Annotated in this window: 19 protein-coding genes and 1 pseudogene; 5 read left to right on the top strand and 15 right to left on the bottom strand. The window is 72.5% G+C overall.

The features are described 5' to 3' along the window. Positions 1 to 267: 267 nt before the first annotated feature. The 4 genes and pseudogenes from ACFWEG_RS22290 to ACFWEG_RS22275 form a co-directional block, all read right to left on the bottom strand. On the bottom strand, positions 268 to 1,014 hold the full coding sequence (locus ACFWEG_RS22290; RefSeq protein ID WP_387217886.1) for a hypothetical protein: 747 nt from the start codon (positions 1,012 to 1,014) through the stop codon (positions 268 to 270). 246 nt (positions 1,015 to 1,260) lie between these two features. Continuing rightward, entirely contained in the window at positions 1,261 to 1,587 is a 327-nt protein-coding gene (locus ACFWEG_RS22285; RefSeq protein ID WP_387217891.1) for a hypothetical protein, read from the bottom strand. Between the two features lie 123 nt (positions 1,588 to 1,710). Continuing rightward, positions 1,711 to 2,139, bottom strand: a pseudogene (locus ACFWEG_RS22280) (GNAT family N-acetyltransferase); the annotation flags it as partial. A 23-nt stretch (positions 2,140 to 2,162) separates the two neighbouring features. Further along, a complete protein-coding gene (locus ACFWEG_RS22275) occupies positions 2,163 to 2,636 on the bottom strand; it encodes an ATP-binding protein (RefSeq protein WP_387217884.1) in 474 nt (157 codons plus the stop codon). Between the two features lie 88 nt (positions 2,637 to 2,724). Between ACFWEG_RS22275 and ACFWEG_RS22270 the strand changes: the two genes are divergently transcribed. Together ACFWEG_RS22270 and ACFWEG_RS22265 are read left to right on the top strand one after the other, a co-directional pair. Beyond that, positions 2,725 to 3,549: a helix-turn-helix domain-containing protein gene (locus ACFWEG_RS22270; RefSeq protein ID WP_387217882.1), complete on the top strand. Its 825-nt coding sequence runs from the start codon at positions 2,725 to 2,727 to the stop codon at positions 3,547 to 3,549. After that, entirely contained in the window at positions 3,546 to 3,764 is a 219-nt protein-coding gene (locus tag ACFWEG_RS22265) for a DUF397 domain-containing protein (protein ID WP_387217880.1), read from the top strand. The genes ACFWEG_RS22270 and ACFWEG_RS22265 overlap by 4 nt, the downstream gene beginning before the upstream one ends. Positions 3,765 to 3,926: 162 nt before the next feature. On the opposite strand, the gene cimA is transcribed toward ACFWEG_RS22265, so the two are convergent. The 7 genes from cimA to ACFWEG_RS22230 all read right to left on the bottom strand — a co-directional run bounded on the left by cimA (position 3,927) and on the right by ACFWEG_RS22230 (position 11,167). Then, positions 3,927 to 5,540 carry a citramalate synthase gene (gene cimA / locus ACFWEG_RS22260; protein ID WP_387217878.1) on the bottom strand — a complete coding sequence of 538 codons (1,614 nt, stop codon included), beginning with the start codon at positions 5,538 to 5,540 and terminating at the stop codon, positions 3,927 to 3,929. Between the two features lie 304 nt (positions 5,541 to 5,844). After that, positions 5,845 to 6,474: a TetR/AcrR family transcriptional regulator gene (locus ACFWEG_RS22255; protein WP_387217889.1), complete on the bottom strand. Its 630-nt coding sequence runs from the start codon at positions 6,472 to 6,474 to the stop codon at positions 5,845 to 5,847. Beyond that, a complete protein-coding gene (locus ACFWEG_RS22250) occupies positions 6,471 to 7,496 on the bottom strand; it encodes an agmatine/peptidylarginine deiminase (RefSeq protein ID WP_387217876.1) in 1,026 nt (341 codons plus the stop codon). The genes ACFWEG_RS22255 and ACFWEG_RS22250 overlap by 4 nt, the downstream gene beginning before the upstream one ends. A gap of 239 nt (positions 7,497 to 7,735) precedes the next feature. Beyond that, positions 7,736 to 8,860: a branched-chain amino acid aminotransferase gene (locus ACFWEG_RS22245; protein ID WP_387217873.1), complete on the bottom strand. Its 1,125-nt coding sequence runs from the start codon at positions 8,858 to 8,860 to the stop codon at positions 7,736 to 7,738. Positions 8,861 to 9,109: 249 nt separating this feature from the next. Continuing rightward, on the bottom strand, positions 9,110 to 10,150 hold the full coding sequence (locus ACFWEG_RS22240; RefSeq protein ID WP_387217871.1) for a 3-isopropylmalate dehydrogenase: 1,041 nt from the start codon (positions 10,148 to 10,150) through the stop codon (positions 9,110 to 9,112). Positions 10,151 to 10,261: 111 nt separating this feature from the next. Continuing rightward, positions 10,262 to 10,390 carry a hypothetical protein gene (locus tag ACFWEG_RS22235; protein WP_387217869.1) on the bottom strand — a complete coding sequence of 43 codons (129 nt, stop codon included), beginning with the start codon at positions 10,388 to 10,390 and terminating at the stop codon, positions 10,262 to 10,264. Between the two features lie 255 nt (positions 10,391 to 10,645). After that, positions 10,646 to 11,167, bottom strand: coding sequence for a GNAT family N-acetyltransferase (locus ACFWEG_RS22230; RefSeq protein WP_387217866.1), 522 nt, complete (start codon positions 11,165 to 11,167; stop codon positions 10,646 to 10,648). 99 nt (positions 11,168 to 11,266) lie between these two features. On the opposite strand from ACFWEG_RS22230, the gene ACFWEG_RS22225 reads away from it, so the two are divergent. Then, entirely contained in the window at positions 11,267 to 12,103 is an 837-nt protein-coding gene (locus ACFWEG_RS22225; protein WP_387217864.1) for a DUF1206 domain-containing protein, read from the top strand. Between the two features lie 76 nt (positions 12,104 to 12,179). On the opposite strand, the gene ACFWEG_RS22220 is transcribed toward ACFWEG_RS22225, so the two are convergent. From ACFWEG_RS22220 to ACFWEG_RS22210, 3 genes are all read right to left on the bottom strand, one after another. Beyond that, on the bottom strand, positions 12,180 to 12,734 hold the full coding sequence (locus ACFWEG_RS22220) for a DUF4291 domain-containing protein (RefSeq protein WP_387217861.1): 555 nt from the start codon (positions 12,732 to 12,734) through the stop codon (positions 12,180 to 12,182). A gap of 146 nt (positions 12,735 to 12,880) precedes the next feature. Next, the gene (gene pruA, locus ACFWEG_RS22215) at positions 12,881 to 14,521 is read right to left on the bottom strand and encodes an L-glutamate gamma-semialdehyde dehydrogenase (RefSeq protein WP_387217859.1); all 1,641 of its coding nucleotides are present in this window, start codon (positions 14,519 to 14,521) and stop codon (positions 12,881 to 12,883) included. Positions 14,522 to 14,610: 89 nt separating this feature from the next. After that, positions 14,611 to 15,537, bottom strand: a complete 927-nt coding sequence (locus tag ACFWEG_RS22210) for a proline dehydrogenase family protein (protein WP_387217856.1) — start codon at positions 15,535 to 15,537, stop codon at positions 14,611 to 14,613. Positions 15,538 to 15,806: 269 nt separating this feature from the next. Between ACFWEG_RS22210 and ACFWEG_RS22205 the strand changes: the two genes are divergently transcribed. Continuing rightward, positions 15,807 to 17,075 (top strand): PucR family transcriptional regulator, encoded by a 1,269-nt coding sequence (locus ACFWEG_RS22205; RefSeq protein ID WP_387217854.1) that lies wholly within the window; start codon positions 15,807 to 15,809, stop codon positions 17,073 to 17,075. A gap of 257 nt (positions 17,076 to 17,332) precedes the next feature. On the opposite strand, the gene ACFWEG_RS22200 is transcribed toward ACFWEG_RS22205, so the two are convergent. Beyond that, on the bottom strand, positions 17,333 to 18,229 hold the full coding sequence (locus tag ACFWEG_RS22200; protein WP_387217852.1) for a prohibitin family protein: 897 nt from the start codon (positions 18,227 to 18,229) through the stop codon (positions 17,333 to 17,335). 238 nt (positions 18,230 to 18,467) lie between these two features. Here ACFWEG_RS22200 and ACFWEG_RS22195 point away from each other — a divergent pair, with 238 nt between their 5' ends. Beyond that, a complete protein-coding gene (locus ACFWEG_RS22195; RefSeq protein WP_387217850.1) occupies positions 18,468 to 18,944 on the top strand; it encodes a hypothetical protein in 477 nt (158 codons plus the stop codon). Positions 18,945 to 18,982: the final 38 nt, after the last annotated feature.

Here is an 18,982-nt window from a genome sequence, read left to right as displayed (position 1 = left end):
TTTTTTTATATGCCCCTCCCCCCCCCCCCCCCTGCGCGGCCCGCGCTGGGGCGGGGCCTCGCCGCGCAGCGGCGGGCTCCCCCCGCTCCCGCCGCCCAAGCCGCGCAGCGGCGAAGCCACACTACGAACGAGCCGTGCAACGGCGTGGTGCCTGCCGCGCAGCGGCACGACTTCGCCGTGCAACGGCGCAAGAGACCCCGCTGCCGGCCGCCCAAGGCCCCCGCGGCGCACCCCCACTCCGGACAAGCCGCGCAGCGGTGGGGCGCCTCAGAAGGGGGGTACGAGGTCGCCTCGGCCATCGCTGTGCGGCCCGCAGTCCCAGACCTCCACTTGAGGGGGTTCGATGCCGGTGACGTCGTAGCCCCATGCCTTGAGGGCCCTCCAGGCGACGCGCCGGTTCGGGACGTCGCCTTCGGTGGCCAGCACGCGGCGTGCGTGCACGGCCAGGTGCTCGCGGCGGTGGGCGAGCGCGGGATGTTCGACGAGGACGAGCGCGGCGAGCCCGGCGGCTTCGCGCACGTCCTCGTGGCCGTCCCGCAGAAAGGGTGCGACGGCGCGGTAGAGCGTCGGGCGGAGGTCGCGGAAGGCCGCCAGGATGCCGTGGCGGGAGAGGAGGCCCGGGGCGTACTCCGTGATGCGTTCGACCATGTCGTCGGAAGCGTCGTAGGCCGTGGAGGCCAACCAGTTCAGCAAGGTAGCGCGGAAGGGGACGTCGCGGTACGGCCGGAGGGTCAGAGTCGCCGGATGGGCGAGGATGCCGGCGACGTACAGGGTCACGGGGGCGGTGGCTTCGTAGATGCCGTGCTGGTGGCCGGCCAGCTCACTGAGTTCCGACAGGGCGGTGAACTGCGCCTTCACGTCTGGCTCCAGCAACCTCGCCATGATCTCAGGAAGGTTTCCACCATGGCCGAAAGCCGTCTGGAGCGAGCACCAGTCGGTCTCCGCCAGGACCACCTCCCAGGACGGCAGGTCAGGCTCTCGGGGCGCATCGGCCGTGGGATTGCTGGGGTTCACAGGCCGAACCTAGACCAGCCCGACGGCGGAGTCGTCGGAACAGGGGCGAAGAGCTGTGCGTGAGGGACGCGGCGGTCTCAGGAACTGGCACGCTCCGCGCAGCCCGTACAAGATGACGGTGTCGAAGCCGCCCGCATCATCAGCCGCCGGCCTCGGGGCGCGCAGCGGCGTGGGTGCTCCCGTACAGCGGGGGGCTGTCTTGGGGCCCATCGCCGCCGCCCAAGGCGCGCGCCGTACCGCGGGGTGTCACGCGAGGGGGTCGACCTCGGGGTGGGTGAAACGGACGGGCCGGCGGAGGGAGCGCGCGTAGGCGATCTCCGCGCGGGTGCTGTCGCCGATGTAGGGGCCGACGACCAGCACCTCGTCGGCGAGGCGGATCTTCGCGCGGTGCAGCGTATCGAGGCGGAGCTTGAGGGCCGCGCACTCGACGGGGTCGGACCAGAGGGGGTCCGGGGACTTCAGGTCGCAGCCCGGCTTGACGACGATCCGGCCGGCCATCGTCTCCCGGACGTCCGCCTCGGCCATCTCGGCCATGAAACGTGTGGAGCCGCAGATCGCGACGACGCGCGGGATGGCGGCCCGATTCTTCGCCTCGGTGAGGGCCTCCTCGGGGGAGGAACGGGTGTGGAGGTGGCCGGGGAGGGGGAAGGCAGGCGGGTGGGCGGGGAGGGTGGAGGTGAGTGCGTAGTTGCACTTCGTCGCGACGCGGCACGACGCCGCATTGTCCACCTGGTGGAGGAGTTCCAGGCGGAGGAGGCCCTCGGGGCCGAGTGCGGCGAAGGCCCAGGTCGTGAGCGCCTCCAGGGCGCGGGGCGCGACCGCCCTCCCGCGCGCGTGCGCCGCGGTCCAGTAGCCGACCTCGGCCGAAGGACCGCCGGGCGCGGCGTACTTGAGGACGACGTTGCCCACCACGGGGCCGTGGGGCGCATCAAGGACGGCGAAGGCGAAGCGGTCGCCCGCCTCCCAGCCGCGCTGCTGGGTCTCCACCCAGCGCGCGGCGTCCTCGGCGGTCTCGACGGCGGAGTTCGTCCATCGACGGAGCACCGGGTCCTGGAACGCCGTGACGAGTTCGGGGGCGTCCTCCGTCCGCCAGGGGCGGAGCACGAGCGCGGGTGCGGACGGCATCGCGTCCGTGTGCAGTACGACGGTCACCGGCAGAGCGTACGCGGCGCCTCCGACTCGTCGGTGCGCCGCCTGTCGCCCAGGGCGAACTCGCACCAGACGGTCTTGCCCGGGTCGCGGGGCGACACCCCCCAGCGGGCGGCGAGGGCGGCGGTCAGGAGGAGGCCGCGGCCGGAGGGGTGGTCCGGGGCGGGCGCGGTGGCGACGGGGACGCCGGGACCGCTGTCGTCGACGGCGATACGGAGGGTGGCCGCGCCCAGGGTGAGGGTCAGGCGGAAGCCGCGCCCCGGGGGCACGCCGTGGAGCAGCGCGTTGGTGGTCAGTTCGCTGACGCACACGGTCGCGTCGTCGAGGAGGGACTTGAGGTCCCAGTCGAGGAGCGCGGCGCGGGTGAAGGCGCGGGCGGCGGAGACGCTGCGGGGGTCGCGGCGGTAGAAGTGGGAGCGAAGGGACGGGAGTTGGGGTTCGTCGTTTACCGGGCCATCGTCACGCGGAGTCACTACAGTGGACCAACGGGTCGACCCGTACAGATTTTTTGTACGGGTCCGGTACGGGCGCGGCGGGGTCGGGGCGGGGAAGGGGTTGCACATGCAGCGGCGAGAGAGCGCGGTGAGGAACCCGTCCTGGCGCATGGTGGGCGCACAGGCCCAGCACTTCCGGAAGCGGGCGCGGCTGACGCAGGAGGGGCTGTGCGAGTTGGTCGGCGTGCAGGTGGACACGATCGCCTCGATGGAGCAGGGCCGGCGTGCGCTCCAGCCCGAGTTGGCGGCAACGCTTGACGAAGTGCTCGGCGCGGGTGGCGCGTTGGCCGTCGCCATCGGCCACATGCCGCTGCGGGAGCGGTTCCCGGTGTTCGCGCGGGATTTCGTGGACCTGGAGCAGGCCGCGCTGACGCTCCTGTCCTATGAGAACCAAGTCGTGCCGGGGCTGCTTCAGACCGAGCGGTATGCGGAGGCTGTTTTCGGTTGCCTGTTCCCGCCGATATCGGCTGAGGAGTCTGCCGAACGGCTATCGGGTCGCCTTGAGCGTCAGCGCATCTTCGGGCGGGAGCCTTGGCCGCCGATGATGTGCTTCCTTGTCGAGGAAGTCGTCCTGCACCGACCCATAGGTGGTCGGGACGTCCTGTTGGGACAGCTCAACCACCTGCGCCAATGCGCCGAACTGCCCTTTCTGGGGCTGCAGATCGTGCCCACGTCCCGCGAGAAGCACGCCTCCTTGGACGGGCCGATGGTGTTGATCGAAACCCCGGATCACAATCAACTCGCCTACGTCGAAGGCCAGCGTGTCAGCTTCCTGATCGAGGACCCGGATGAGGTCAGTGTGTTGCAGCAGAAATATGGGATGCTGCGCTCCCAGGCCCTGACGCCCGAAGAGAGCATGGGCCTGCTGGACGACCTGGCAGGAGCGGCATGAACTGGTTCAAGTCGAGCTACAGCGGGAGCGAAGGCGGCAACTGCTTGGAGGCCGCCTACGACTGGCGCAAGTCTTCCCGCAGCGGCAGCGAGGGCGGCGCCTGCGTCGAGGTCGCCCACCCCGCCGCCATCCACATCCGCGACTCCAAGCTCACCGACGGCCCCGTCCTCACCGTCGCCCCCGCGACCTGGACCGCCTTCCTCGCCGCCCGCTGACGCGGCGGGCCCGGGACCGCCCGCACCCGCACTCCCGGGCCGACGGACCGCGGACGTACGGGGCGTTCCTCCGCTCCCCCGCCCGCGGCGGACGACCGGCCGGACGCCGTAATGCGAGACCCCGCGCCCGGCCCGCCCCGCACCCGGCCCACCCCGCGCGGGCTACTCCGCGGGGACGACGCCCGCCCGCAGGAGGCCGTACGTGTGCGCGTCCTCCAGCGCCTGGTACGACGCGGCGATGATGTTCTCCGCGACGCCCACGGTGGTCCACTCCCCCGTGCCGTCCGTGGAGGTGAGCAGGACGCGGGTGGTGGAGCCGGTGCCCGCGCTGCCCTCCAGGATGCGGACCTTGTAGTCGACGAGGGAGAACGTGGCGAGCTGCGGGTAGATGCGCTCCAGCGCGGCCCGCAGCGCGGAGTCCAGCGCGTGGACGGGGCCGTTGCCCTCCGCCGTGACGACCGCGCGCTCGCCCTTGGCCCAGAGCTTGACGGTCGCCTCGTTGGCGTGGGTGCCGTCGGGGCGGTCCTCGACGATCGCGCGCCAGGACTCGATGCGGAAGTACGACAGGGGCGCGCCGGAGGCCTCCGCGCGCAGCAGGAGTTCGAAGGAGGCGTCGGCGGCCTCGTAGGTGTAGCCGGCGAGCTCGCGCTCCTTGACGCGGGCGACGACGCGGCCGATCAGCTCGCGGTCGCCGCCGAGGTCGACGCCGAGTTCCTTCGACTTCAGCTCGATGGACGCGCGGCCGGCCATGTCGGAGACCAGCATCCGCATGTGGTTGCCGACGAGCGCCGGGTCGGTGTGCTGGTAGAGGTCGGGGTCGACCTTGATCGCGGAGGCGTGCAGGCCGGCCTTGTGGGCGAACGCGGAGAGGCCGACGTAGGGCTGGTGGGTGGAGGGGGTGAGGTTGACGACCTCGGCGATGGCGTGGCTGATGCGGGTCATCTCGGCGAGCGCTCCGTCGGGCAGGACCCGCTTGCCGTACTTGAGCTCCAGCGCGGCGACGACCGGGAACAGGTTGCTGTTGCCGACCCGCTCGCCGTAGCCGTTCGCGGTGCACTGGACGTGGGTCGCGCCCGCGTCGACCGCGGCGAGGGCGTTAGCGACGGCGCAGCCGGTGTCGTCCTGGGCGTGGATGCCGAGGCGGGCGCCGGTGTCGGCGAGGACGGTGGCGACGACGGCCTGGACCTGCGCGGGGAGCATCCCGCCGTTGGTGTCGCACAGGACGACGACGTCCGCGCCGGCCTCGGCAGCGGTGCGGACGACCTGCTTGGCGTAGGCGGGGTTCGCCTTGTAGCCGTCGAAGAAGTGCTCGCAGTCGACGAAGACGCGGCGGCCCTGCGCGCGCAGGTGGGAGACGGTGTCGCGGATCATCTCCAGGTTCTCGTCCAGCGTGGTGCGCAGGGCCAGCTCGACGTGGCGGTCGTGGGACTTCGCGACGAGCGTCACGACCGGGGCCTCGGAGTCCAGCAGCGCCTGGACCTGCGGGTCCGTGGCCGCCGTCCCGCCCGCGCGGCGGGTCGCCCCGAACGCGACGAGCTGCGCGTGCCGGAAGTCGATCTCCTTGCGGGCGCGCTCGAAGAACTCGGTGTCGCGGGGGTTGGCCCCGGGCCAGCCGCCCTCGATGAAGCCGACGCCGAAGTCGTCCAGGTGCCGGGCGATGGTCAGCTTGTCCGCGACCGTGAGGTTGATGCCCTCGCGCTGCGCGCCGTCGCGCAGGGTGGTGTCGAAGACGTGGAAGGCGTCGTCGGGTGCGGTCGCTGTGTTCGGCTCGGTCATGCTGATCTGGCTCCTGTCGGATCTCGGTCTACCGGAATGACCGGCTCCACCGTCCCCCCTCGCCCCGCGCCCCTCATCCCCGGCGTGGTGGGGCCGGGAAACGAAAAAACCCCTCGCTGATCGCGAGAGGTCTGCGCGCGGGTCTGGAAGACACGGTGTCCACGCCGGACGGGGTGCGTCCGGGGTGGTCACTGCGGACCGGCGCGCCTGCTGCCAATAATCGTGGCGAACGAGAGCACGGCGGCAGTCTGGCACGTCTGCCCCGGGGTGGGAGGGCCGTCTCACGATGCGGTCCTCCGGGGGCTCAGCTTCCGGTCGGGTCCAGGGTGTCGTCCAGGTGGTCGGCGATGTGGGCGAGGACCTCGGCGCGGGTGGAGCCGGGGAGGGACATGGTGAGGTGCGTGGAGAAGCCGTCGAGGAGGGCGCGGAGGCGGGTGGCGAGGCGGTCGGGGTCGGGGAGGGGGCGGAGTTCGGCGCGGGAGGCGCCCTCGACGAGGAGCGCGACGAGGTCGCGGTGCCAGGCGAGTTCGATGTCGAGGAGGCGGGCGCGGGTGTCGTCGTCCGCGGTGTGGACGCGGTTCCACAGTTCGAGCCACAGCGACCAGTGCGGGTCGCGGGGGCCCGCCGGCAGGTACAGCTCCACGTACGCGTCGAGCCGCGTCCGGACGGGCAGCGGGCGGGCGAGCGCGGCCCGCCGCTCCGCGCCGATCCGGCCCTCGCTCCACTCCAGCGTCTGCAGCAGCAGCTCGTCCTTGCTGCGGAAGTAGTACACGAGGTGCCCGCTGCTCATCCCGACCTCGCGGCCGAGCCCGGCCATCGTCAGCCCGGCCAGACCGTGCGCGGCGATCGCGTCCATCGCCGCGGCGAGCACGGTCTCCCGCGGCGGCGCGGCGTTTCGCTTCCGCGGCGGGCGGGCGGCGGCCACCGCGGTCAGCCCGCCTTCGGCTGCTGCTGGGTGATGCAGTGGATGCCGCCTCCACCTGCGAAGATCGCGCGGGCGTCGACGAGGGTGACCGTGCGGTCGGGGAAGAGGCGGCGGAACGTGGCCGCGGCGGCGTCGTCGCGGGGGTCGTCGAAGGCGCACAGGACCACGCCGCCGTTGCAGAGGTAGTGGTTGATGTACGAGTAGTCGACGAACTCGCCGTCCTCGTCGCGCAGGACGGTCGGGGCCTCGATCTCGACGACCTCCAGCTGCCGGCCCTTCGCGTCCGTCGACGCGCGCAGGCGGGCGATCAGGTCCTTCGTCAGCTCGTGGTCCGGGTGGGCCGGGTCCGGCTGGGAGTGGGCCACGACGACGCCGGGCGCGGCGAACGCGGCGACGATGTCCACGTGGCCGAGCGTCCCGTACCGGCCGTAGTCCCCGCTCAGGCCGCGCGGCAGCCAGATCGCCTTCTCCGTGCCGAGCAGGCGGTGGATCTCCGCCTCGACCTGCTCGCGGGTCCAGTCGGGGTTGCGCTCCGGGCCGAGCTGCACCGTCTCCGTCAGCAGCACCGTCCCCTCGCCGTCCACGTGGATCGCGCCGCCCTCGTTCACCAGCGCGGAGGCGTGCCGTGCGGCGCCGGTCAGGTCCGCGACCTCGGCCGCGATCTTCGCGTCGTGCCCCCAGCGGGCCCAGTCCTGGGCGCCCCAGCCGTTGAACGTCCAGTCCACGGCCGCGAGTTCCCTGCCGTCCTCGCTGAGGGTGAACGTCGGGCCGATGTCCCGCATCCACGCGTCGTCGAGGTCCCGCTCGACCAGCTCGACGTCCTCCCCGAGCAGCGCGCGTGCGCTGTCCAGCTGGCCCGTCCCGACCACCATCGTCACCGGCTCGTACTTCCGCACGGCCGCCGCCACGCTCGCCCACGCCTCCCTCGCCTCCGCCAGCTCCTCCGCGGACTCGAACGTCGGGTTCGGGCCGGGCCAGGCCATCCAGGTGCGGGTGTGGGGGGCCCACTCGGGCGGCATTCGGAAGGTCATGGCGGAGCTCCAGAGGTCGGTGCACTTGAGTACCACTCTAACGGGTGTGCTGGGTCATACGGGGTGGCCGCGCTCCACTCTTTGAGCTGTGCTCAAATCTGCGGGCACGACTCCCCCGCGGGGCGAGGCCCACCAGGCCGGGCTCATGCGTCGCCGGCGCTGGACACAGCACCATGGGGCGGAGCCGCGCACAGGGAGAGGGAGCAGGGGGCCGGGCCCCCTGCTCCCGGGCTCACCCGTCAGCCGAGGGGGTGCATCCAGCCGTGCGTGTCGGGCGCCGCGCCCGTCTGGAGGTCCAGGAGGGCCTTGCGCAGGCGGAGGGTGACCTCACCCGGCGCACCGTCCCCGTGCGTCCAGTCCGCCGACGCGGACTTGACGGACCCGACCGGCGTGATGACCGCCGCGGTACCGCAGGCGAAGACCTCCGTCAGCGCCCCGCTCTCGTTGTCCGCCTTCCACTGCTCCGTGGAGATCCGCCCCTCGACCGCCTCGTACCCCAGGTCCGTGGCGATCTTCAGCAGGCTGTCGCGGGTGATGCCCGGCAGGAGCGACCCGGTCAGCTCGGGGGTCACGATCTTGTCCCCGTAGACGAAGTAGAGGTTCATGCCCCCCATCTCCTCCACCCACCGGTGCTCGTGCGCGTCCAGCCAGACCACCTGGTCGCACCCGTGCTGCGCCGCCTCCGCCGCGGCCGCCAGCGACGCGGCGTAGTTCCCGCCCGTCTTCGCCGCCCCCGTGCCGCCCTTGACCGCGCGCACGTAGTCCTCGCTCAGCCAGACGGTGACGGGCTTGACGCCGCCCGCGAAGAACGGCGCGGAGGGCGAGGCGATGACCATGAAGACGTACTCGTTGGACGGCCGCACCCCGAGGCCGACCTCGGTGGCGAACATGAAGGGCCGCAGGTACAGCGTCTGCTCGCCGCCGCCCGCCGGGACCCACGCCTTCTCCTGCCGCACCAGCACGTCGCACGCCTCGACGAACAGCTCCTCCGGCAACTCGGGCATCGCCATCCGCCGCGCCGACGCGTTGAGCCGGGCCGCGTTCGCGTAGGGGCGGAACGTGGCGACCGAGCCGTCGGGCTGGCGGTACGCCTTCAGCCCTTCGAAGATCGTCTGCGAGTAGTGCAGGACCATGCTCGCGGGGTCGATCGACAGCGGCGCGTACGGGACGAGCTGCGCGTCGTGCCACCCGCGGCCGGCCGTCCAGCGGACGGTCACCATGTTGTCGGTGAAGTGCCGGCCGAAGCCGGGGTTCGCCAGGATCGCCTCGCGCTCCGCGGCGGCCAGCGGCGTGGCGGTGGGCTTGAGCTCGATCGTGGTGGGCTCGGCGGAGGGGGCGCCGGCCGGCGTCGTGGGAGTGGTCATGAGTCTGAGTCCTGTGTCCTTCACCGTGAGTGGGCGTACGGACCGCGCTCACGCCCGTAGCCGGTACTAGGACGTCCGAGCTTTCACTTCTGCCGCGGCCCCGCGTTCGATTATCGCGCGCGGGAAGCCGAGGACGAAACGGGGCGTTCGCGGTCGGGGGTGTGCCGCCCGGACGGCGGATCGCGCGGGAACGCGAAGGAGCCGCCGGGCGCGGTGGGGGCGACCCGGCGGCTCCTGGGAGCGGACGGGTCAGCCGGTCACGCGTACGACGAGGGCGTCACCGATCTCGTCGGTGGTGCGTACGGAGTCGCCGCGCTCCGCGAGATCTGCGGAGACGGCCTCCTCGATGCGCACGGCCTCGGCCTCGTACCCGAGGTGGCGCAGCAGGAGGGCGACGGACAGGACGGTCGCCGAGGGGTCGGCCTTGCCCTGGCCCGCGATGTCCGGGGCCGATCCGTGGACCGGCTCGAACATGGAGGGGTACGTGCCGGCCGGGTTGATGTTCCCGGACGCGGCGACGCCGATGCCGCCGGAGACGGCCGCGGCGAGGTCGGTGATGATGTCGCCGAAGAGGTTGTCGGTGACGATGACGTCGAACCGCTCGGGCTGCGTGACGAGGAAGATCGTCGCCGCGTCGACGTGCAGGTAGTCGGTGGTGACGTCCGGGAACTCCTTGCCGACCTCGGCGAAGATGTCCGTCCAGAGGTGCCCGGCGTGGACCAGGACGTTGTTCTTGTGGACCAGCGTCAGCTTCCTGCGCGGACGGGCCTGGGCGCGGGCGTAGGCGTCCCGGACGACGCGCTCGACGCCGAACGCGGTGTTGAGGCTGACCTCGGTGGCCACCGCGTGCGGGGTGCCGCCGCGGATCGTGCCCCCGTTGCCGGTGTAGGGGCCCTCGGTGCCCTCGCGGACGACGACGAAGTCGATCGCGGGCTGGCCGGCGAGCGGGGTCGCGACGCCGGGGAGCAGCTTGGACGGCCGCAGGTTGACGTGGTGGTCGAAGGCGAACCGGAGCTTGAGCAGGAAGCCGCGCTCCAGGACGCCGGACGGCACCGACGGGTCGCCGATCGCGCCGAGCAGGATGGCGTCGTGGCCGGCGAGCGCCGCCAGGTCCGCGTCGGTGAGGGTCTCACCGGTGGCGTGGTACCGCTTCGCACCGAAGTCGAACTCGGTGGTCTCCAGCTTCACGTCCTGCGGGAGCACGGCGGACAGGACCTTGAGCCCCTGGGCGACGACTTCCGAGCCGATGCCGTCCCCGGGGATCACTGCGAGATCGATGCGTCGAGACATGACGCCACCGTACTCGCGCGTCCCAGGGGATGACATCGGCCGTCCGGCATGTGGACAGGAGTCCGCGGGCGCGGGCCGGCTGGTGACGCCGCCGGCCGGCCGCGCGGTCCTTCAGTGCCCGGTGGACCCGCCGTTGTCGCGGCGGTCCAGCGCCCGCTGGAGCGCGGCGGCGGCGTTGCGGCGGTCGTTCTCGGTGGTGCGGGGGGTGCGGCGGGCACGGCGAACTGCGGTCTCGGCCATGGTGATCGACTCCTTGGAGTGCTGCCCCACGGGAACGGGGGCCGGGGGAACTCGACACGCCGGAAGGGGCGGGGAGCGGGTGCCGCGGGGGTTGCCCGGACCTGCACCGGCTCGCGTCCGCCGTTCGCTGGATGGAGCGAGACGTTCGGCTCCTACAAAGCTAGGGCAGTGTCACCGTGCTGTCTCCACAATTAGTCGGGCTTCCTACTATCTGAGACGGACGCCACTCCACGCGCCCCACGCGTCCCGTCCGCCTCAGAGGACGTCGCCGTCCCGCCAGTCGAAGTCCAGTCGGCCCCGGCCGGCCCCGGGCAGCGGCCGGACGTAGGTCGTCCCCTCCTCCTCCGGAAGCGGGACGAGCCCCTGCGGCCCGAGCGCGGCGAGCCGCCCCGGCCAGACGCTCCAGCCGCGTCCGGTGTACAGCGGCGCGCCGGCGTCCGAGGCGGACAGCGCGCCGAAGTCGTAGGCTCTGTCCACGATCCGCTCCAGCGCGGCCATCACCCGCCCTCCGTACCCCCGCCGCCTCCGGTCCGCGCGGACGGCCACCCCCTCGACGTACCCGGCCCGGTACGCCCGCCCCTCGTGCACCACACGCCGCTGCACCACACTCCCGTGCGCGACCAACTCCCCCTGGTCGTGGGCCAGGACGTGCAGCCCGCCGAGCGTGTGGTCCCAGTCCTCGGCGTCGAACCGCCCGTCGAAGCACTCCTCCAGGAAGGCGCGCAGGGCGGCCCGTTCGGCCGGTTCGAGATCGGCGGTGTGCACGGTACGCAGCATGGGCGACACGGTACCGACGGGCCGCCGCACCGTGACGGATCCGTTGCGTTTCCTGGCCGCCGGCGGGGGCACATGCTGGCACGGCAGAGAGGTGGAGTCATGACGGCACAGTCGGTGTCCGCGGCGGGCAAGAGCAAGGCCCGCAGAGCGGCGAACAGTTCCGCGATGGAGTACGCGGCCCGGTGGGGGCTCGCGGCGCGCGGGGTCATCTACCTGCTCATCGGCGTCATCGCGCTGCGGGTCGCGTTCGGCGACAGCGGCGGCAAGGAGGCCGACCGGAGCGGGGCGCTGGAGGAGATCGCCACCAAGCCGGGCGGGTCGGTCATGCTCTGGGTGCTCGCCGTCGGGCTGGTGGGTATGGCCCTGTGGCGGCTCTCCGAGGCCGCGTTCGGGCAGGCGGGCCCCGACGGGCAGAAGGCGAGCAAGCGCCTGGTGTCCGGCTTCCGGGCCGTCTTCTACGGCTTCGTCGCCTTCTCCGTGATCTCCTTCGCGGCGGGCACGAAGGGCAACAAGTCCGGTGACCAGGAGTCGAAGGACATCACCGCGAAGATCGTCGACCTGCCGGCGGGCCAGTTCCTGCTCGGCGTCGGCGGGCTGACCATCGCGATCATCGGCGTCGTCATCGCGGTGCGGGCGATCAAGCGCTCGTACCACAAGCACCTCAAGCTCGGCGAGATGTCGCAGCGCGCCCGCAAGATCACCGACTTCACCGGTGTCACCGGCGGCATCGCCCGCGGTGTGCTCTTCGCGGCGATCGGCGTCTTCGCCCTCGTGGCGGCGGTCAAGTACGAGCCGGACGACGTCAAGGGCATCGACGACACCCTGCGCACGTTCACCGAGACCCCCGCCGGCCCGTGGCTGCTCGTCGCCGTCGCCGTCGGCCTCATGCTCTTCGGCGTCTTCTCCTTCGCCATGGCCCGCTGGCGCAAGGTCTGACACCTCGGCGACTCCCCCCACCGGCCGCCCCTTCCGCATCCCCCCGCGGAAGGGGCGGCCCCATGTCCCGGCATGGTCAGCGCAGGTGGTCCAGGAAGTCGCCTGCCGGGTACGGCCGTTCGGCCGGGAGCAAGGCCTCGGCCCGCTCCCGCTCCCCCGCCCGGACGTGCGCGTGGATCTCGTGCGCGAGCGGCGTGACATCGGTGACCGACACGGCCCACTCGTCGGCGTACCGCCGCGCGGATTCCGGCGCGAGACCCAACTGCAGCGAACGGTAGGGCAGTCGGTCGAGCCGCAGGTCGCGCTCCGGGTCCCACTGCACCCGGTTGGGCCGCTCCCGCTCGGCCCGGCGGCTCAGGCTCGCCTCGCGCAGGGCCCGTTCGAACTCCGCGCGCGGGATCTCGATCGCGAGCACGGTCTCCTGGCCGGGCTTCGTGCCCCAGCCGCAGCGGTACATCATCCACAGGAACGACGGCTTGATCCACGTCATCCGGTCCCGCTTCCACGCGGGCGGGAAGCGCCCGTCGCGCGCCGCGGGCAGGCCGAGGTCCGGGCGGTAGGCCTGGTAGACGGTGAGGGTCTCGGCGGTGTGGGCGGCGCGGATCTCGCGCGCGCCGGGCGTCCGGTGCATGGGGATCAGCGTGCGTCACCCGGATGCCGCGCTGCCACGGGTTTGTCGGGGAAGCGGGCTCCTATGGACACCGCCCCCGCACCGATGTGGGGCTCGGTGCGGGGGCGGGGATCAGGAGGACCGGCAACGCGGTCCTGGAGGGGCGGTCAGCCCATGTGGGGGTAGCCGTAGTCCGTCGGCGGGACCAGCGTCTCCTTGATGGCGCGGGTCAGCGTCCAGCGCTGGAGGTTCTGCGGGGCGCCGGCCTTGTCGTTGGTGCCCGAGGCCCGGCCGCCGCCGAAAGGCTGCTGGCCGACGACCGCACCGGTGGACTTGTCGTTGATGTAGAAGTTGCCCGCGGCGTACCGCAGCTTCTCCATCGTGCGGGCCGCGGCGGCGCGGTCGTTCGCGATGACCGAGCCGGTCAGGGCGTACGCCGAGGCGGACTCCATCTGGTCCAGCATCGCGTCGTACGCGCCCTCGACGCTGTCGTCGTAGACGTGGATCGCGAGGATCGGGCCGAAGTACTCGGTCGTGAAGACCTCGTTGGCCGCGTCCGTGCACTCGATGACCGTGGGGCGCACGAAGTAGCCGACGGAGTCGTCGTACGTGCCGCCCGCGACGACCGTGCAGGTCGGGTCGGACTTGGCGCGGTCGATGGCCGCCTTGTTCTTGGCGAAGGAGCGGTCGTCGATGACGGCGCCGATGAAGTTCGACAGGTCGGTGACGTCGCCCATGGCGATCCCGTCGACCTCCGCCGCGAACTCCTCCTTGAAGCCGTCGTTCCAGATCGACGCGGGGACGTAGGCGCGCGAGGACGCGGAGCACTTCTGGCCCTGGTACTCGAACGAGCCGCGGGTCAGCGCCGTCTTCAGGACCGCGCGGTCGGCAGAGGGGTGGGCGACGACGAAGTCCTTGCCGCCGGTCTCGCCGACGAGCCGCGGGTAGGTGCGGTACTTGTCGATGTTGTTGCCGACCGTCTTCCACAGGTGCTGGAAGGTCTTCGTCGAGCCGGTGAAGTGGATGCCGGCGAGGTCGGGGTGCTCCAGGGCGACCTCGGAGACGGCGAGGCCGTCGCCGGTGACCAGGTTGATGACGCCCTTCGGCAGCCCGGCCTCCTCCAGAAGGCGCATGAGCAGCACGGCGGCGTGCGTCTGGGTCGGGGACGGCTTCCAGACGACGACGTTACCCATCAGCGCGGGCGCGGTCGGCAGGTTGCCGGCGATCGCGGTGAAGTTGAACGGGGTGATCGCGTAGACGAAGCCCTCGAGCGGGCGGTGGTCCAGGCGGTTCCAGACGCCGGGCGCGTTCGCCGGGGGCTGCTCGGCGAGCAGGTCGCGGGCGTATGCCACGTTGAAACGCCAGAAGTCGACCAGCTCGCACGGGGTGTCGATCTCGGCCTGCTGGGCGGTCTTGGACTGGCCCAGCATGGTGGACGCGGCCAGCGTCTCGCGCCAGGGGCCCGAGAGCAGCTCGGCGGCGCGCAGGATGATCGCCGCACGGTCGTCGAAGGACATCGCGCGCCAGGCGGGAGCGGCCGCGAGGGCCGCGTCGATCGCGTCCTGGGCGTCGGCGGTGGTCGCGTTGCGGCCGGTGCCGATGACGGCCTTGTGGTTGTGGGGCTGGACCACGGTGAACCGGTCGCCGCCGCCGAGCCGCTTCTCGCCGCCGATGGTGCACACCAGCTCGATCGGGTTCTCGGCCAGCTCCTTGAGCTTGACCTCCAGGCGGGCGCGCTCCGGGCTGCCGGGGGCGTACGAGTGGACCGGCTCGTTGACCGGCTTCGGGACCTGGGTGACGGCGTCCATGGTGCGGGTCTCCTTGAGGGGTGAGGAGGGGTACGGGGCGGGGCTCGACGGGAGCGGTGCCGTGGCGCGGCCGGCTCGGCGCGCCGGCTTCAGTTCTTGGTGATCATCGAGCGCAGGAAGAACAGCAGGTTGGCCGGCTTCTCCGCGAGGCGGCGCATGAAGTAGCCGTACCAGTCGGTGCCGTAGGCGGTGTACACGCGCATCCGGTGGCCCTCGGCGGCCAGCCGCAGGTGCTCGTCGGTGCGGATGCCGTACAGCATCTGGAACTCGTAGTCGCCGGGCTTGCGGCCCGCGGTCCGGGCGAGCTCCTGGGTGATCTCGATCAGCCGCGGGTCGTGCGAGCCGATCATCGGGTAGCCGGTGCCCGCCATGAGGATCTTGACGATGCGGACGAAGGCCTTGTCGATGTCCGCCTTGTCCTGGTAGGCGACCGAGGCGGGCTCCTTGTAGGCGCCCTTCACGATCCGCACCCGACTGCCGGCCGCGGCGAGCCGCCGGGCGTCGTCCTCGGTGCGGAAGAGGTAGGCCTGGATGACGCATCCGGTGCGCGGGAAGTCCTTCCGCAGCTCCTCGTGGATGGCGAACATCGAGTCCAGGGTGGTGTGGTCCTCGGCGTCCAGGGTGACGGTCGTGCCGATCGCGTGGGCGGCCTCGACGACCGGTCGGACGTTCGCGAGGGCCAGCTCGTGCCCGCCCTCGAGAGCCTGGCCGAACATCGACAGCTTGACGGACATCTCCGCGCGCTCGCCGAGACCGAGGTCCTTGAGCCGGTCGATCAGCGCGAGGTAGGCGTCGCGGGCGTCGGTGGCCTGGGCAGGGGTGGTGATGTCCTCCCCGACCACGTCGAGGGTGAGCTCCAGGCCCTTGTCCGTCAGGTCGCGCACGATCGGGACGACCTGGTCGAGGCCCTCACCGGGGATGAACCGGTCCACGACCGGCTTCGTGACGGGCGCGGCCGAGACGAGGCGACGCATCCGGTCGCTCCGGGACGCGGCGAGGATCACGGGTCCCAGCACGGGGCACCTCCACAAAAACGGCGACGGACGGGGCCGAACGGTTCTCCGGCGGTATCCGTCGCGTGCCCCGCGCGGGGGCCCGGTACATGATTCCGGCGGAGATTCGGCGCGAGTCCCGACGGGGAAAATCAGCACGGACAAGAGCACGGTCAACCACCGTCGAACCTATGGACCGTTCCGATCCTTGACCATCGACAGACGTCACGCATCCGCGGGCGCGTCCTCATACAGATGTATGAAGGCGGGCGTTCCGGTGCGAGAATGGGCGGGTGAACGGCGACTACCAGGACCTCGTGGACGAGATCTCCGCCCTGCTCGGCGCGCCCGCGACCCTGGAGGACCGGGACTTCGGCCTGATCGCCTTCGGCGCGCACGACAGCGACGACGACTCGGCGATGGATCCCGTGCGGACCCGGTCGGTCCTCACCCGGAAGTCGACGCAGGCCGTCCGGGACTGGTTCGAGGGCTTCGGCATCGCCCGCGCCACCGGCCCCGTGCGCATCCCCGCCGCGCCGGACGCGGGGGTCTTCCGCGGCCGGATCTGCCTGCCGGTCCGCCACCGCGGGATCGTCCACGGCTACGTCTGGCTGCTCGACACCGACCCCGGGCCCTCCGACGAGCGACTCGCCGCGGCCATGGAGGTCACCGAGCGGGTCGGCGACCTCCTGGCCGGCGAGGAGTCGGCCGTCGACGACCTCGCCCGCGAGTTCCGCGCCGTCCTCACCGCCGGCCGCGGCCCCGGGCTCGACCGCGCCGCGCTCGCCCTGCGCACCGCCCTCGGCCCCGACGCCGACGGCCTCCACGCGGTCGTCTGCGTCACCCCCTGGCCCGCCGACGACGCCACCCGCCTCACCCACCGCATCCCGTCCGTCGCCGCGGCCTGCACCATGACGCTCCCGTACGGGGCGGGCGGCGGCGCGGCGACGAGCGCCGCGGGCGTGCCCGCCGAGGGCGCAGGCGAGCGGGACGGGGCGGAAGGGGCCTCCGCCGCGTCGGCGGCCGAGCCCGACGCGGCCGCCGCTCCCGCCGGCACGCCCGCGCTCGCGCTCCTGGTGCGGCTGCGCGCGTCCGAGGCGGTCGGGCCCGCGCGGAGTGCCGCCGAGCGCCTGCTGCGGGAGGGCGCCGGGCCGGTGACGGCCGGGGTGGCGACGGCGCGGCGCGGGGTCGGGGAGCTGGGGGCGGCCTGGCGGGAGGCGGCCGCGGCGGCGCGGGCGGCGGCGGCCCGGCCGCAGCTCGGGCCGGTGGCGCAGTGGTCGGGCATCGGCCCCTACCGGCTGCTGGCCGCGATGCTGCCGGGGGCGGGCGACGACCCCGCCGTCCGCCCGCTGCTGGCCCCCGCGCACGCGGAGCTCGCCCGCACGGCGGAGACGTACCTCGACTGCGCGGGCCAGGCGGGCCGCGCGGCCGCCGCCCTCGGCGTCCACCGCCAGACCCTCTACTACCGCCTCTCCCGCGTCGAGCAGCTCACCGGCCTCGACCTGGCCGACGGCGAGGACCGCCTCCTCCTCCACATCACCCTCAAGGCCCACCGCCTCTGACGAAGGCGGGTGGTGAGGTGGGACGACCGCGATGCGGGCGGATGGCGGGGCGGCCGGTGGGCGGTGACGCGGGCGGACGCGGGGCAGGCGGGCGGTGACGCCCGTGGAAGGCGGTGCGGGCGGGCGGTGACGCGGGCGAACGGCCGGCCGCGTGGGCGGCGGTGCAGGCAGGCGGTGACGCGGGCGGGCGGCGGGGCGCGTGGGCGGATGGCGAAGGGCCCCGTCCGGACGGGGCCCTTCGATCCGTGCCGCGCGGGTCAGCCGCGGGTGCCGTCCACGATGACCGGGGTGCCGCCGCCCGTCCCGCACGGCACCGTGTAGACCGCGTTGCTGCCGGCCGCCTCCTTGAACGCCTCGATGCACTGGTTCATCAGGACCTTCTCGGTGAGCGAGTCGTTCAGGATGCGGTTGGCCTTGGCGATCCCCTCCGCCTCGATCCTGCGCCGCTTGGCCTCCTCCTCGGCCGTCCGGGCCGCCTCGGTGGCCCGCTCGGTGGCCTCCTTCTGCTGGATCTTGCGGTCGATCTGGTCCTGCAGCTTGTCCGACGGCTTCACGTTGCGCAGGTTGACGGCGGTGACGTCGATGCCGCGCGGCTCCAGCCGCCGCGTGATCAGGTCGCCGATCTCCGCGTTGATCTTCTCGCGCGCCGAGCTGTAGCCCTCCACGCTGGTGTGGCGGGCGAAGACGTTCCGGACGATCTCCCGGCTGTCCGGGTAGACCAGCCGCTGCTGGATGGACGCCTCGTTCCCGGCCAGCCGGTACAGCTCCACCGCCTTGCTGGGCGCGACCGCCCACTTCACGGTCACCTCGACGTACATCACGCCGCCCTGCGAGGACCGCACCTCGATCACGTCCTTGTCGGACAGGTCGAGGTCGACCGGGCGGGTGGAGAAGGAGGTGACGTCCGTGAACGGAGACGTGAGGTGCATGCCGGGCAACATCGGCCTGCCGACCTTGCCGAAGGTCACCGGAACCCCCACCTCGTGCGCGCTCACCACGTTCACGCAGCCGCCGACGGCGAACGCCACCGCGCCGGCGAGCACGCCGAACGATCCCCACTTCATACCGGTCACGTCCCGCGCCCGGCCGACGAGGAAGACGGCCACGGCGGCGACGAGAAGAATGACGGACAGGACGAGCACGGTTCCCCCCATGGGACTCAACGATCACTCAGGAACCAGCGGGACGCCCGCTCAGGTGCCCTTGGTTCCGCCGCCGGGCCCGGATCCGCGGAACGGGCGGCCGACGCACGCACTGTTCACCCGCGCCCCACCCGTTCGGCCCCCGTCGTTCACCCGTTCGGCCCCGTACCGCTCGCCGCGCCCGGCTCCGGGGCGGAGCGTCGGGCGCAGAAGCGCCGTCGCGTCGGAGTCGACGGTCGAGGAGGTTGCCATGTCGCAGACCGCGCCCCCGCCCGGGGGGCCGAACCCCGGTCGCCCGCAGGCGCCCGCGCCCGATCCGGCCACGGGGCGGAGCGGGTACGAGGACAGCCCGTGGGCGACCGGCGGCGCGATGTTCGCCGGCGCGCTGCTGATCCTCGAAGGGGTGCTGGGGGTGCTCAACGGCATCGTCGGCATCGCGAAGGACGACGTGTACGCGAACATCGGCGACTACACGTTCGAGTTCAACCTGACGACGTGGGGCTGGATCCACCTCGTCATCGGCGTGCTGCTGATCCTGACCGGCGTCGGGATCGTCAAGGGCAACGCGGCCGCGCGCGGGGTCGGCGTCGGCCTGGCGATGCTCGCCGTGGTCGCCAACTTCCTGTGGCTGCCGTACCAGCCGATCTGGGCCGTGGTGATGATCGGCATCGGCATCTTCGTCATCTGGGCGCTGCTGACCGACCGCCACCGCGCCGAGCGGTACTGACCCCCACGCACGACGGCGGGGGCGGCCTCCTGGGAGGC

Origin of the sequence: Streptomyces sp. NPDC060194 (assembly GCF_042728285.1) — a bacterium.
Taxonomy (GTDB): Bacteria; Actinomycetota; Actinomycetes; order Streptomycetales; family Streptomycetaceae; genus Streptomyces.
The sequence above is the reverse complement of the archived record's forward strand: the minus strand, read 5'-3'. Positions and strand labels throughout refer to the sequence as shown.

Coding starts and splice junctions, on each gene's coding strand:
- ACFWEG_RS22270 (WP_387217882.1), top strand. CDS start 2,725: ATGCAGCGGCGAGAGAGCGCGGTGAGGAACCCGTCCTGGCGCATGGTG.
- ACFWEG_RS22265 (WP_387217880.1), top strand. CDS start 3,546: ATGAACTGGTTCAAGTCGAGCTACAGCGGGAGCGAAGGCGGCAACTGC.
- cimA (WP_387217878.1), bottom strand. CDS start 5,540: ATGACCGAGCCGAACACAGCGACCGCACCCGACGACGCCTTCCACGTC.
- ACFWEG_RS22250 (WP_387217876.1), bottom strand. CDS start 7,496: ATGACCTTCCGAATGCCGCCCGAGTGGGCCCCCCACACCCGCACCTGG.
- ACFWEG_RS22245 (WP_387217873.1), bottom strand. CDS start 8,860: ATGACCACTCCCACGACGCCGGCCGGCGCCCCCTCCGCCGAGCCCACC.
- ACFWEG_RS22240 (WP_387217871.1), bottom strand. CDS start 10,150: ATGTCTCGACGCATCGATCTCGCAGTGATCCCCGGGGACGGCATCGGC.
- ACFWEG_RS22235 (WP_387217869.1), bottom strand. CDS start 10,390: ATGGCCGAGACCGCAGTTCGCCGTGCCCGCCGCACCCCCCGCACCACC.
- ACFWEG_RS22230 (WP_387217866.1), bottom strand. CDS start 11,167: ATGCTGCGTACCGTGCACACCGCCGATCTCGAACCGGCCGAACGGGCC.
- ACFWEG_RS22225 (WP_387217864.1), top strand. CDS start 11,267: ATGACGGCACAGTCGGTGTCCGCGGCGGGCAAGAGCAAGGCCCGCAGA.
- ACFWEG_RS22220 (WP_387217861.1), bottom strand. CDS start 12,734: ATGCACCGGACGCCCGGCGCGCGCGAGATCCGCGCCGCCCACACCGCC.
- pruA (WP_387217859.1), bottom strand. CDS start 14,521: ATGGACGCCGTCACCCAGGTCCCGAAGCCGGTCAACGAGCCGGTCCAC.
- ACFWEG_RS22200 (WP_387217852.1), bottom strand. CDS start 18,229: ATGGGGGGAACCGTGCTCGTCCTGTCCGTCATTCTTCTCGTCGCCGCC.
- ACFWEG_RS22195 (WP_387217850.1), top strand. CDS start 18,468: ATGTCGCAGACCGCGCCCCCGCCCGGGGGGCCGAACCCCGGTCGCCCG.